Origin of the sequence: Magnetospirillum sulfuroxidans, assembly GCF_018224925.1 — a bacterium.
GTDB lineage: Bacteria > Pseudomonadota > Alphaproteobacteria > Rhodospirillales > Magnetospirillaceae > Magnetospirillum > Magnetospirillum sulfuroxidans.
Window position 1 is genome coordinate 1 of record NZ_JAGTUF010000031.1, and the last position, 13455, is coordinate 13455.

7 protein-coding genes are annotated in these 13455 nt (G+C 63.2%); 5 read left to right on the forward strand and 2 right to left on the reverse strand.

Annotation, left to right across the window (positions count from 1 at the left end; translation table 11 throughout):
• Positions 1-415: 415 nt before the first annotated feature.
• The 5 genes from KEC16_RS18665 to KEC16_RS18685 all read left to right on the forward strand — a co-directional run bounded on the left by KEC16_RS18665 (position 416) and on the right by KEC16_RS18685 (position 9733).
• The gene (locus KEC16_RS18665; protein ID WP_211551781.1) at positions 416-2491 is read left to right on the forward strand and encodes a methyl-accepting chemotaxis protein; all 2076 of its coding nucleotides are present in this window, start codon (positions 416-418) and stop codon (positions 2489-2491) included.
• A 120-nt stretch (positions 2492-2611) separates the two neighbouring features.
• Positions 2612-4309 carry a sensor domain-containing phosphodiesterase gene (locus tag KEC16_RS18670; protein ID WP_211551783.1) on the forward strand — a complete coding sequence of 566 codons (1698 nt, stop codon included), beginning with the start codon at positions 2612-2614 and terminating at the stop codon, positions 4307-4309.
• Positions 4310-4327: 18 nt separating this feature from the next.
• The gene (ligA, locus tag KEC16_RS18675) at positions 4328-6415 is read left to right on the forward strand and encodes an NAD-dependent DNA ligase LigA (protein ID WP_211551785.1); all 2088 of its coding nucleotides are present in this window, start codon (positions 4328-4330) and stop codon (positions 6413-6415) included.
• 75 nt (positions 6416-6490) lie between these two features.
• Positions 6491-8050, forward strand: a complete 1560-nt coding sequence (locus tag KEC16_RS18680) for a hypothetical protein (protein ID WP_211551787.1) — start codon at positions 6491-6493, stop codon at positions 8048-8050.
• A 288-nt stretch (positions 8051-8338) separates the two neighbouring features.
• Complete coding sequence (locus KEC16_RS18685) at positions 8339-9733, forward strand: DEAD/DEAH box helicase (protein WP_211551789.1); 1395 nt, start codon at positions 8339-8341, stop codon at positions 9731-9733.
• A gap of 43 nt (positions 9734-9776) precedes the next feature.
• Here the strand turns inward: KEC16_RS18685 and KEC16_RS18690 are convergent, their stop codons facing one another.
• Positions 9777-11009: an ABC transporter substrate-binding protein gene (locus tag KEC16_RS18690; protein ID WP_211551791.1), complete on the reverse strand. Its 1233-nt coding sequence runs from the start codon at positions 11007-11009 to the stop codon at positions 9777-9779.
• A 4-nt stretch (positions 11010-11013) separates the two neighbouring features.
• On the reverse strand, positions 11014-13353 hold the full coding sequence (locus KEC16_RS18695; protein ID WP_211551793.1) for a Tex family protein: 2340 nt from the start codon (positions 13351-13353) through the stop codon (positions 11014-11016).
• Positions 13354-13455 lie beyond the last annotated feature (102 nt).

Genomic DNA, 13455 nt, shown 5'->3' on the forward strand with positions numbered 1-13455 from the left:
GTTCGCCCAGAAACGACGCCGGCCCGGTCACCGACAAAAACGCACCGATCTTGACGGGTTCCGCCGCGTGGGCGGCCGCCGAAAACCCGAACGCGGCAACAGCCGCCACACCCCATTTCATGAGGTTGCGCATGGTTAGTCTCCTCCCGTTTTTATGCGGCTTATTTTTGCCGTCGGCCGATTTAAAAGGCTAAAGCGGTGAAGGGCAATGGCTTCACGATGCTTTCTGGAACGGCTCTACCCCTGGCCCCGCCCCCACAAAAGCGCATAGTTCAGTAAAAGCAGTGCCCTGGACGGCATTTTTAGAATCAGGAAAATCTTCGCCTTGCCAACACATCCTGTCCTCGTATGGTAGCAAAACTGAAACTCAGCCTTTAGTCTGAGACTCGGTCATACGACGTTGGAGGGGGAAGCCGTGGTCAAGGTTACGCAAAGCCTGAAGGGGAAGATTATCGCCAGCACTTTGGCGATCCTGATTTTCAGCGCCGCCGCCATCATCATCTCCACCTTATGGCTGAGTCGCAAAACCGCCTATGACGGCGCCATCGCCCTGACCCGCGAAACCGCCAGCCATCACGGCGCCACCGTCGCCGCCAACATCGCCGCCGCGCTGGAAAGCGCCCGCGGCACCGCCGCCATCGTCCGGGCCGAGCAATTGGCGCATTCCTTCAATCGCCGCACCATCAACAGCTATCTGGCCCAGGTTGTCGACCATAACGCGCTGTATTCCGCCGCCTGGGTCGATATGGCCGACAATGCCTTCGACGGCAAGGATAGCGACTTCACCGGCACTCAGGGTGAGCGACTGGGCCTGCCATCCACCGGCCGCCTGAGTTTGTTGTGGGTCCGTGGCGACAAGGCGATCGAGGCCAATCTGGACGAAGGTGAAAGCTTCGAGGCGGTTTCCCAAAACGATTATTACCGTGTCGCCGCCACCGCCAAAAAAGAAGCGGTGGTCGAACCCTATCTCGACAAATACACCAACAAGACCATGACCACCGCCGCCTTCCCCATCCTGAAAGACGGCCAAGTCATCGGCGTCACCGGCATCGACCTGACGTTGGACCGGCTGTCGGAACTGGTCCGCGACATCAAGCCCTATGGCGACGGCTTTGCCGCCATCTTGTCGCCGCAGGGCAATTATATCGCCCACCCAGATCAGGCCAAATCCTCGCAATCGGCCGCGGACCTGCCCGATGCCGCCAAGACCGCCATCGCCGCCAGCCTGCCCTTCGACGGCATGGTGACGATGAACGGGGCGCCACATTACATCCACATCGTCCCCATTCGCTTTGCCGGCGCCGATCAAAGCTGGTCATTCCTGATCGCGGTTCCCGAAGCCAGTATCTTGGCCGATGTCAACCACCTGACCCGCTGGACGGTGGCCATCGGCTTGGTCTGTCTGATCATCGGCGGCGTTCTGGCGTGGCGCCTGGGCCACGGCATCTCGCAGCCGGCGCGCGGACTGACCGCCGCCATGGCCTCGCTGGCTCGGGGGTTGTGGCACACCAACGTACCCCATACCGATCACGTCGATGAAATCGGCCACATGGCCCGCGCCGTGGTGGTCTTCCGCGAGAATGGCCAAGCCAACGCCCAATTGCAGGCCGACCAGGAACGCACCACCAGCGAGCGTTTGCGCCGCCAAGAAGTGGTGGAATCCCTGGTCGCCGACCTCAATCAACAGGTCGTCAACGTGCTTGAGCGGCTGAATCAGGCGACGGTGACGTTGCGTTCGACCGCGCAAAGCATGATCGGCATCGCCCGCCAGACCTCGGAACAGGTCGCCACCGCCGCCACCGCCACCGACACCTCGTCCCGCAACGTCCAAGAGGCCGCGCAAGCGGGCGAGGAATTGTCGTCGTCCATCTCCGCCATCCGCGAACGCACCGGCCAAACCAGCCAGATCACCGAGCAAGCCGTGCAAGTGGTCAGAAGCACCGACACGCAGGTGCAGGGATTGGTCAGCGCCGTCGACCAAATCGGCGACATCGTCAAGATGATCAACGCCATCGCCGGCCAGACCAATTTGTTGGCGCTGAACGCCACCATCGAAGCGGCCCGTGCCGGCGAGGCCGGCAAGGGCTTTGCCGTCGTCGCCAACGAAGTGAAGAATCTGGCGACCCAAACCGCCAAGGCAACCGAAGAGATCACCCGCCAAATTCAAGCCATTCAGCAGGCCACCAAGGATTCGGTCGGATCGCTGCATGAAGTCGGCGACATCGTTCACCGGATCGAGGAAATCAGCCTGGCGGTCAGCGCCGCCATGACCCAGCAAGATGCCGCCACCCATCGTATCGCCGGGAATTTGCACGAAGCGGCATTGGGGACATGCGCCGTCGTCGACAACGTCGATCGGGTGGCCGCCGCCGCCACCCACACCGATCAGGCGGCATCGCAGGTTCTGGGCGCCGTCGATGACCTGTCGCGGCAAGCCGACCAGTTGCGCAGCCAATTCGATGATTTCATGACGCAAATCCGCGCCGCCTAAATAAAAAGCACGCGCCCAGGTGTAAACCCGATGCGCACTTGTTGCGCACACGTTAAGATTCCTTTAATTTCAGCGTTAGGTGGGGTGGGACCGCCATAGTCTGGGGTTGGGAGGGACTTGATGGGCGTTGATTCATCGCTTGTCGACAAGCTGAAGGCGCAGCGTGACCGCTTCATCGCCTTCTCGTTTGCTGGCGCGGATGTGCTGCTGGAAATGGATGCCGACGGCACGATCGGTTTTTGTACCGGCGCCGGCGAAGCGCTCTACGGCTTGTCGGATTCCGACCTGCTTGGCCGATCCTTATCCGAATTTATCTTGCCGCGGGACCGCAAGCGTTTCGACGATTGCCTGCTGCGCCTCAAGAACACCTCGCGGCTGGATCACACTCCTTTTACCCTGATGGGATCGGGCGGCACGGTGACGCGCATGCGTCTGGCCGGCATTCGCCTGCCGCATCTGCCCAACACCTTTCATCTGGTGCTATCGCGGGTGCCGCCCATGGCCTCAATGGAAATAGAGCGGATTTCCGGCGAGGTTGATCACAAGGGCCTGTTCATCGAAATGGTGCGCAGCCGCCTGAACGAGGCCAACCGCATCGGCACCGATTACACCTTGACCTTGTTCGACCTGTCGGGCAGCAATCTGGCGGCGTTGGACCCCAAGGCCGCGCAAAGCTTTTTATCGACCATGCATAACGCCATGGAGGAATGTTCGGTTCGCGGCACCTCGGCCGGCACTCTGGGCGGTGCGTCGTTCGGCTTGGTCCATGACGACAAAATGCCGGCGGCGGAAATCCAAAAGCGGGTTTCGCTGGTCGCTCAGCGCTTTTCCGACAAGACCAAGGGCGCCACCATCAAGATGCGGTCGGCGACGCTGGAGATGGAAGATTCCACCTTGTCGGACGAGGATATCGCCAAGGCACTGGGCTATATCATCAATAATTTCGTCAAGAACAGCAGCCAGTTTTCCATGAAGTCGCTGGCCGAGGGGGCGCAATTGGCGGTCGCCGACACCCTGACCCGGGTGCGCAACTTCCGCAAGATGATCAAGGGCGAAGACAAGCTGATCTTCCTGTTCCAGCCCATCGTCAACGTCCGCACCGGCGCGGTCCTGAAATACGAAGCGTTCTCGCGCATCAACAACAACGGCACCTTGTTCGCCCCACCGCAGATCATCCCCTTTGCCACCGATGTCGGCCTGATCGGCGAGTTTGATCTGTTCACCGTGACCAAGGCATTGAAACTGCTTAAGGAAACCGGGACGATCTCCACCCTCGCCCACATTTCCATCAACATTTCCGGCCATTCGCTCGGCAATCCCGGCTTTTATCACAGCTTGCTGAAGATGCTGGAAGAGAACCGCTCGGTGCTTGGCCGGCTGGTGCTGGAAATCACCGATGCCGCCCAGATCTATAACCTGAACGAAGCCCGACGCCTGCTGACCCGCATCCGCAAGCTGGGCGCGCGCATTTCGCTCGACGATTTCGGCTCGGGCGGGGCCGCGTTCGAGTTGCTGCGCAACCTGCCGGTGGATTTCGCCAAGTTCGACCGTGACTTCGTCATGGACGCCGCCGATCCCAAGGGCAAATCGGTGCTCAAGGCCATGACCGGCCTGTGCCACGACCTCGGCATCGTCACCGTCGGCGAATGCGTCGAAGATGCCGCGACCTTGGCCAATCTGTGCGGCGTCGGCATCGATTATGCCCAAGGCTATTATTTCGGCCAGCCGGCGGCCGATGCCGCCAAACGCATCACCTATTTCACCGAACACATCAAACAGGCCGGCACCAATGAACCCGGCTTGATGGCGGCGGTGTGACGGCGCTATAACCGCGCCATGAAGACGCCCATCGCCGTTGCATCCCTGACGCCCTTCGAAGCCCGCATCGAAGCGGCTTCGTTACGCGAAAACCTGACCCGCTGGGACTTGGCCTATCATCAGGCCGACGCCCCCGAAGTGGACGATGCCGAATATGACGACGCCCGGCGGCGTCTGCTGGCCATCGAGACCCGCTTCCCCGATCTGGCCGCCGGCAGTCCCACGGCAAAGATCGGCGCCCCGGCGGCGGAAGGGTTTGGCAAAATCCGCCACGGCGTCGCCATGCTGTCGTTGGACAACGCCTTCGCCGATGACGACGTGCGCGAGTTCGAGGGCAAAATCCGCCGTTTCCTCGCCCTGCCGCCCGACCTGCCCATCGCCTTTGTCGCCGAACCCAAGATCGACGGCCTGTCCATCAGCCTGCGCTATGAAAACGGCCAGTTCGCCGCCGCCGCCACCCGTGGCGACGGCAGCGAGGGCGAGGACGTCACCGCCAATATCCGCACCCTGATCGCCAAGGGCAAGATCCCCGAACATTTCGATAATGGCCCCGCCGTCATCGAAATCAGGGGCGAAATCTACATGACCAAGGCCGACTTCCTGGAATTGAACCGGCGCCAGGACGCGGCGGGCGACAAAGCCTTCGCCAATCCGCGCAACGCCGCCGCCGGGTCGTTGCGTCAATTAGACCCGACGATTACCGCAACGCGGCCGTTATCGCTGTTCGCCTATGCCCTGGGCGAGATCTCGGACGCGGTGGCGGAAAGCCATTGGGACTTTCTGGACCGTTTGCGCGCCTGGGGCTTTCCCGTCAATGACCTGATCTGCCGCTGCCACGGCGCCGATGAATTGCTGGAACGCTACACCGCCATCGGCGCCGGCCGCGCCAGTCTCGATTATGACATCGACGGCGTCGTCTATAAGGTCGACCGTTTCGACTGGCAGCAGCGTCTGGGCTTCGTCAGCCGTTCCCCCCGCTGGGCCATCGCCCACAAATTCCCGGCGGAACAGGCCACCACCATCCTGGAACGCATCGAAATCCAGGTCGGCCGCACCGGGGCGCTGACCCCGGTCGCCCATCTCCGCCCGGTCAATGTCGGCGGCGTGGTGGTGTCGCGCGCCTCGCTTCATAACGAGGATGAAATCGCCCGTAAGGGGGTGCGTGAAGGCGACACCGTCATCGTCCAGCGCGCCGGCGACGTCATCCCCCAAGTGGTCGGCGTGGTCATGGACAAACCGCGCGGCGCACACGAATTTGTCTTCCCTGAAATCTGCCCAATCTGCGGCAGTCATGCGCTCCGCACCGGGGACGAGGTAATCCGCCGTTGTTCCGGCGGACTGGCCTGCAAGGCCCAGGTCAAGGAAAAGCTGCGCCATTTCGTTTCCCGCAACGCCTTCGATATCGACGGGCTGGGCGACGAGAACATTGATTTCCTGTGCGAGGGCGACTGGATATCCAAGCCCGCCGACATCTTCCGCCTGGAAGCCGCCAATGCCGGCCGGCTGCAACGCTTGCAGAACTTCAAGGGCTGGGGCGAAAAGAAGGTGAGCAAGCTGTTCGCGGCAATCGCCGCCCGCCGCACCATCACCTTGGAACGCTTCATCTTCGCCCTCGGCATTCGTCAGGTGGGCGAAGCCACCGCCAAACGTCTGGCGCGGCATTACGGCACCTTCATTGCCTGGCGTGCGGCCATGCTGGCGGCGGTGCCGCGTGAAAACGAAGCCTATCACGACCTGATTTCCATCGAGGATATCGGCCCGGCGGTGGCCAATGATATCCTGGCTTTCTTCGCCGAAGACCATAACCTCAGCGCCCTTGACGATTTGGCCGCGCAACTGACCATTGCCGAAGCGCAAAAGATCGAGGCCGGCAATTCGCCAATTGCCGGAAAATCGGTGGTGTTCACCGGCGAATTAGTCGCCATGACCCGGGCCGAAGCCAAGTCCAAGGCCGAGATGCTGGGGGCCAAGGTGGTCGGCAGCGTGTCGAAGAAAACCGATTACGTGGTTGCCGGCCCCAATGCCGGTTCCAAACTGACAGAGGCGGAAAAGCTGGGGCTGACGGTGTTGTCGGAACAGCAATGGCTGGACCTGATCGGTGGATAGCGCACATCTTCACCGCTTGCTAACCAGAAGCGGGCAATGTGATATATTGGACTTTGAAAGCCTGAACCCACCCGCATGACCACGCCCGAGGATCCCCGCGCCAAATTCACCCGGCCGCTGACGCGACCCGGCGCTGGTGCGCCTGCGCGCAACACCTTGCCGGCGCGGATCGAGCCTCAGCCTCAGCCGCACCCCGACCCGCCGCCCGAGGATAATCCCGCCAATGGCGGCGGTCTGGCGCGCTTGCTCGACGCCGTGGCCAAGATGCTTCAGCCCAAGCCGACAGCGAAGGAAACCGCCGAAGTCGCCCCGGTTCCCCGCGCCGAGCCGGCGGTTTTTTCAGTGATCGTCGCCGCCATGAATGGCGACAATCCCGATGGCGCCGCCTCGCAGCAATTATACAAGGCGCTGGACCTGCGCCAGACGCTTAGGGTCAAACCGCTGCCCCGTCCCTTCTTGCTGGAAAACCCGCAAGACCCCATGCAGGTGACCGCCATTGTCACCAACACCCGTCATGCCGTGGCCGAGGAAGATGCCGATCTGCTGGTGTGGGGCAATGTCTCCAAGGACGGCTATAGCCTGCGCTTTGCCGGCGCCAATGTGGCGGATGAAGAAAAGCCGGCGGTGTTCAGCCCGCAATTCCGCCTGGAATTGCCGCTGAACCTGGGTGAGCCACAGATCCACATGCTCTATGCCGCCGTCTTGGCCGCCGCCGATCCCAGCAACGAAATGCAGCGCGCCGCCCTTCGTCGCCTGCTGCCACTGGCCATCGAACCGTTGGAAACCTTGGCGGCCAAGCCGCCAATGGCCTTGTCCATGGGCCAGCAACGCAGCATCTTGCTGACCTACGCCCATGTCAGCACCGCCTGCGCCTTGGCCGTGCCGCCATCACAAGCCGATGCTTGGTTCGACAAGGCCGCCAATGCCTATCTGGGGGCGGAAAAACGCCTGGGCCGGGCCGATCCGGCATGGGAAACCGGGCTGATCCACAAATATCTGGCGGCATCGCTGACGGCGCGGGCCGAGCGGATCAAGGAAAAGGCCCTGCCTTATCTGGAACTGGCGGTCAAGCACTGGCGCATTGCCGCCGAGAATTTGACGCGGGGAACCTTGCCACAGGAATGGGCCGCGACCCAAACCCGGCTGGGGGTTGCCCTGCACCGCCTTGACCTGCTGACCGGCGACAGCGATTTGCTGCGCGAGGCCTTGGGCTGCCTGCAAGCGGCGCTTCAGGTTCATACCCGCGTCGATGCCCCCAACCGCTGGGCCGATATCATGAATTCCATCGCCCAGGTGCTGGAAGTCTATGGCGAGCAGTTGAAGAACCCCGAAGTCTTGCAACGGGCCATCGACGCCTGCCATCTGGTGCTGGAAGTGCGCACCCGCGACCGCATGCCGCTGGCTTGGGCCTCGACCCTGAACACCTTGGGCTCGGCTTTGTTCCTGATGGACCGTCATGGCGGCGGCGTCGCCCATCTGGACGAAGCGGCCAAAGCCTTCGAGGACGCCCACGAAGTCTTCAAGGCCCATGGTTCGAAAGGTCCGGCGCAAGTTGCCGCCCGCAATCTGGCCCATGTCCACAAATTGGCGGAAGAACGCAAGGGCCGCGCCGTCATTGATCCTGACTGGCGCTGACGCACGGACCTATTCCGATGGCGCGCCACCAATCTGACTGAAGCTTGCCTTTGCGTCGGAGCCTTCTGGCGAGGCGGTTTTGGCGTGGTCAAAAGCTTCTATTGCAATGCAGCGATTACTCCTGCTATAACCCGCGCAGCCTTTTAGCGCCTGTGCGCTGGCGCCGGACCTGATTCCAGGCGCCATTTCCGCAAAAAGGCCCCCCTCCCGCTGGTCGCGCACCCTTCGGGCGCCAAAAATCCCGCCGCCGGACAACCGGCGGCGCGCGATCCATTGTGAAAGAGCTTTATGACTTCGTTCAAAGACCTCGGCCTCGCCGAAGAATTGACTTGTGCCCTCGACGCCGAGGGCTACACCACGCCGACCCCGATTCAGGAACAGGCGATTCCTTATCTGCTGGCCGGCCACGACATGCTGGGCATCGCCCAGACCGGCACCGGCAAGACCGCCGCCTTCGCCCTGCCGATCCTGCACCGCATCGCTGGCGACAAGCGCCGCGCCGCGCCGCGCACCGTCCGCAACCTGATCCTGACCCCGACCCGCGAACTGGCCGTCCAGATCAATGACGGCTTCGCCACCTATGGCCGCAACCTGCGCTTTCGTCGCGCTTGCGTGTTTGGCGGCGTCGGCCAGGGACCGCAGGTCCGGGCGCTCAATGGCGGCGTCGATGTTCTGGTCGCCACCCCCGGCCGCCTGATGGACCTGATGGACCAAGGCTTCGTTAACCTGAGCACGGTGGAAACGCTGGTGCTGGACGAAGCCGACCGCATGCTGGACATGGGCTTCATTCAACCGGTGCGCAAGATCGCCTCGCTGCTGCCCACCGGCCGCCAGACCCTGCTGTTCTCGGCCACCATGCCCAAGGCCGTGTCCGATCTGGCCAGCTTCTTGCTGCGCGATCCGGTCCGCGTCGAAGTCACCCCGGTGTCGTCGACCGCCGAACGCATCGAGCAAAAGGTGATGTTCGTCAGCCGCGACAACAAGCGCAACCTGCTGCTGGACCTGCTGCGCAGCGACGGCGTCGGCCGCACCATCGTCTTTACCCGGACCAAGCACGGCGCCAACCGCGTCGCCGAGCAATTGGTCAAGGACGGCGTCACCGCCGACGCCATCCACGGCAACAAGAGCCAGAACGCCCGCCAGCGGGCGCTCGACGCCTTCCGCTCCGGCGAAGTGCGCGCCCTGGTCGCCACCGACATCGCCGCGCGCGGCATCGATATCGACAACGTCACCCACGTGATCAATTTCGAGCTGCCGAACGAGCCGGAAAGCTATGTCCACCGCATCGGCCGCACCGCGCGCGCCGGCGCCGAGGGCATTGCCCTGTCGTTCTGCGACGCCGAGGAAGTGGCCTATCTGCGCCAGATCGAAAAGATCATCCAGCAGCCGGTGCCGGTGGATATCGAGCATGAATACCATGCCGAGCCCATCGCCCGTCTGTTCGCCAGCGGCAAGGGCACCGCGCCCAAGCGTGGCAGCGGTGGCGGTCGGACCCCCTTCGTCGGCGGCAACCGTCCCAAGGCGGTGACCGGTTCGGGCCGTCCTGGCGCTCCCGGCGGCGGTTCCCGCGCTGGCGGCCCGGGTGGCGCCGGTCCGCGTTCGAATGGCGGTCCGGGTGGCAATGGCGGCCAACGCCGCCAGGGTGCCGGCCCCGGTGGCCACGGCCACGGCAAGCGCGGCTAATTAAAGACCGACGAAAAGGGGCGCGACTCGCAAGGGTCGCGCCCTAATTCTTTTTGCTGGGTTTGGGCGGGGCCGGCACGTATTCATCGGCCCAATGCATGGCGCAAGCACCGCTATGCGGGTCGCGCCATTCCTTGAGCAGCGGCGTCATGGTTTCGTGGGTCAGCCGGCCGCGCGCGTCGCGGGTGACCTTCAACAGCAGATAAGCCATGATCGGCTGGTGATTGTGGTTGAAGTGGAACGTTCCGCGCACCGACGGGAATTCCGCCCGCCGCAGCGCCGCCCGCATGGCCTCGACATCATGGGTCCTGCCGTTATTGGCCTTGATCGCCGCATCAAGCAAAAGCGCCGCATCATAACCGCGCGCCGCCCGTTCCGAGGCGGGCCGACCGAATTCGCCTTCGAAATCGCTGACCAACCGCTTGTTGCCCCCCACCTCCTGGTCGGGACTCCAATTGGCGACGGCGCGCACGTCAAGGGCTGCGTCGCCCATGGCCTGAAGCAACGGCCGGGCAATGGCGTCGGCGCTGACATAAAGCGGCGCCATGTCCTTGCCGCCGGCCGCGTCATAGGTGCGGATAAAGGCTCCCCCCATGCCGCCGCCCAACAAGGAATAGACCGCATCGGGCTTGATCTCGCCGATTCGACGAATCTCTCGCTCGAAAGTGGCGGCCCCGCGCTTGGGCCGCAAGACAGTCACCTCGAAGGGAAAGCTGCTTTTCAACGCCGCCACCGCCAGATCGGCCAATCCGGTTTCCGGGGCGATGACCACCAGCCGGCGTGCGCCATCGGCGACCAGATGATATCCCAGCACCTGATGCGGGCCATCATTGGGCGGGGCCAGGGTGAACATATTGGCGTTGCAATCGGGACCCGCCACCCGCGGCGGCGGCATTTCCAAATTCAGCACGAACAAACGCGATTCAGCCAACGGCTTGAGCATGGCGGCCAGGGATGACGGTGACACCGCGGTCACGATCATGTCCAGCCGTTCCGAGGCGATAATCCGGGCCAGTTGCCGGCGGGCGACATCGGGCGAGCCCTTGTCGTCCACCGGCACCACCCGGACTTCCTGATTGCTCAATCGCCCGCCCAATTGCTTGAGCGCCAGGGCAAACCCATCGGCGCTGTCCAAGCCGCCCACCGCACCAGCGCCTGAACGGGTGGCGACAAAGCCGATGACAATGGATGGATCATTGGCGCCCGACAGACCGGCGGCCCGCGCCGGGGCCACGGCCGACAACGCGATCAGCACCAGAACCATCCCGATCCGCATGATCTCAGCCCTTTTTCTTGGCGCGGGCGAAGGCTTCGGCGAAAGCACCGCCGCCCATGCCGCCGGCCGGCGGCTTGGCCTCGGTCCGCGCCTTGCCCGCCGCCGGACGCGAATGCTCTCGCTGATCGCGTTCTTGCGGCCGAGCCGGCGCCGGAGCATCGCCCTTGCGCATGGTGAGCGCGATCCGCTTTCGCTTCAAGTCTACTTCCAAGACCTTGACGCTGACCACGTCGCCGGGCTTGACCACCTCGTGCGGGTCCTTGACGAAGCGGTCGGCCAGGGCCGAAACATGCACCAAGCCGTCCTGATGAACGCCGATATCGACGAAAGCACCGAAATTAGTGACGTTGGTGACCACCCCTTCCAAGATCATGCCGGGCTGCAAATCCTCCATGGTCTCGACCCCGTCCTTGAACGACGCGGTCTTGAATTCAGGCCGGGGATCGCGGCCGGGCTTTTCCAATTCCTTGATGATGTCGCGCACCGTCGGTTCGCCGAAACGTTCGTCGGTGAATTGCGCCGGCTTCAACGACCGCAGAAAGGTGACATCGCCGATCATCGCCTTCAGCTCGCAGGCCGCGGCACGGGCCATGCGCTGAACCACTTCATAGGCTTCCGGGTGAACCGCGCTGGCATCCAACGGATTATTGCCGTTGGCGACGCGCAGAAAGCCCGCCGCCTGTTCGAAAGCCTTTGGTCCCAGCCGATCCACTTGCTTGAGCGCCTCGCGGCTGGCGAAGGGGCCATTGGCGTCGCGAAAGGCGACGATATTGGCGGCGACATTGGCCGACAATCCGGCGACGCGGGCCAAAAGCGGGGCCGAGGCGGTGTTGACCTCGACACCGACCGCGTTCACGCAATCTTCCACCACCGCATCCAACTGGCGGCCCAGACGCGACTGGTTGACGTCGTGCTGATACTGGCCGACGCCGATGGATTTGGGATCGATCTTGACCAGTTCCGCCAAGGGGTCCTGCAAGCGCCGGGCGATGGAAACCGCGCCGCGCAGCGAGACGTCCAGACCGGGGAATTCCTTGGCCGCCAATTCCGAGGCGGAATAGACCGAGGCGCCGGCTTCCGACACCACCAGCTTTTCCATCTTCAGTTCGGGATTGCGCTTCATCAGCTCGACCACCAGACGTTCGGTCTCCCGCGACGCCGTGCCGTTGCCGATGGCCACCAGTTCCACCTTGTGCTTGCGGCATAGACCGGCCAGGGTCATCAACGACCCCATGATGTCCTGCTTGGGCGGGAACGGATAAACGACGGAAGTGTCGACCACCTTGCCGGTCTGATCGACCACGGCGACCTTGACGCCGGTGCGGATGCCCGGATCAAGCCCCAAGGTCGGGCGCAGCCCGGCCGGCGCCTGCAACAGCAACGCGCGCAAATTGCGGGCGAAAACGCTGATCGCTTCCTCTTCCGCCGCTTCACGCAGACGGCCGGTCAGCTCCAACTCCAAATGCAGATGAATTTTCACGCGCCAGGCCCACCGCACGGTTTCCGCCAGCCAGGCATCGGCGGCACGGCCGCGATCCGCGATGTTAAAGGCCCGCGCGATCTTGAGTTCGCACTCGCCGGGGCCTTTGAAAACCTGGCCTTCTGGAACCGCGGCTTCGTCGCCCGGCAATAGTTTCAGATTCAAAACGTTTTCATTGCGACCACGGAACAAGGCCAAGGCCCGGTGCGACGGAATGGCCTTGATCGCTTCGCGGTAATCGAAATAGTCGCTGAACTTGGCGCCCTTTTCCGCCATGCCCTCGGCCAGGGTGGAAAACAGCACGGCGCTGTCCCACAAATGATCGCGCAAGCCGCCCAGCAAGGTGGCGTTCTCGGCCATGCGCTCCATCAGAATCTGACGCGCCCCGTCCAGGGCGGCCTTGATATCGGCCACCGCCTCGGTGACGTATTGGGCCGCTTCGGTTTCCGGCGCCAGATTGGGGTCGCCCAGCAGCGCATCGGCCAACGGCTCCAATCCGTTCTCGCGCGCGATCTGGGCCTTGGTCCGGCGCTTTTGCTTATAAGGCAGATACAAATCTTCCAGCCGCGCCTTGCTGTCGGCACTGGCGATCTGACCAGCCAGTTCGGGGGTCATCTTGCCTTGTTCGTCGATGGATTTGACGATGGCCGTCCGCCGTTCCTCGAGCTCGCGCAAATAAACCAGCCGCTCGTCCAGGGTTCGCAACTGGGTATCGTCCAGGCCGCCGGTGGCTTCCTTGCGATAGCGGGCGACGAAGGGAACCGTGGCGCCTTCGTCCAAAAGCGCGATGGTGGCGGTCACCTGGGCTTCACGCACCCCCAATTCCTGGGCGATACGGGCGGCAATGGGGGGAAGAGCGGTCATGAAGGGTCCATCTGCGGTGAAACTTGAACCGAATTGTTTAGCCTGCCCGGCCGGCTGGGGGAAGCGTAAACGCCGTGCCCCAATTTAGCCGCATGCCCGTGC

Coding starts and splice junctions, on each gene's coding strand:
- KEC16_RS18685 (WP_211551789.1), top strand. CDS start 8,339: ATGACTTCGTTCAAAGACCTCGGCCTCGCCGAAGAATTGACTTGTGCC.
- ligA (WP_211551785.1), top strand. CDS start 4,328: ATGAAGACGCCCATCGCCGTTGCATCCCTGACGCCCTTCGAAGCCCGC.
- KEC16_RS18690 (WP_211551791.1), bottom strand. CDS start 11,009: ATGCGGATCGGGATGGTTCTGGTGCTGATCGCGTTGTCGGCCGTGGCC.
- KEC16_RS18695 (WP_211551793.1), bottom strand. CDS start 13,353: ATGACCGCTCTTCCCCCCATTGCCGCCCGTATCGCCCAGGAATTGGGG.
- KEC16_RS18680 (WP_211551787.1), top strand. CDS start 6,491: ATGACCACGCCCGAGGATCCCCGCGCCAAATTCACCCGGCCGCTGACG.
- KEC16_RS18670 (WP_211551783.1), top strand. CDS start 2,612: ATGGGCGTTGATTCATCGCTTGTCGACAAGCTGAAGGCGCAGCGTGAC.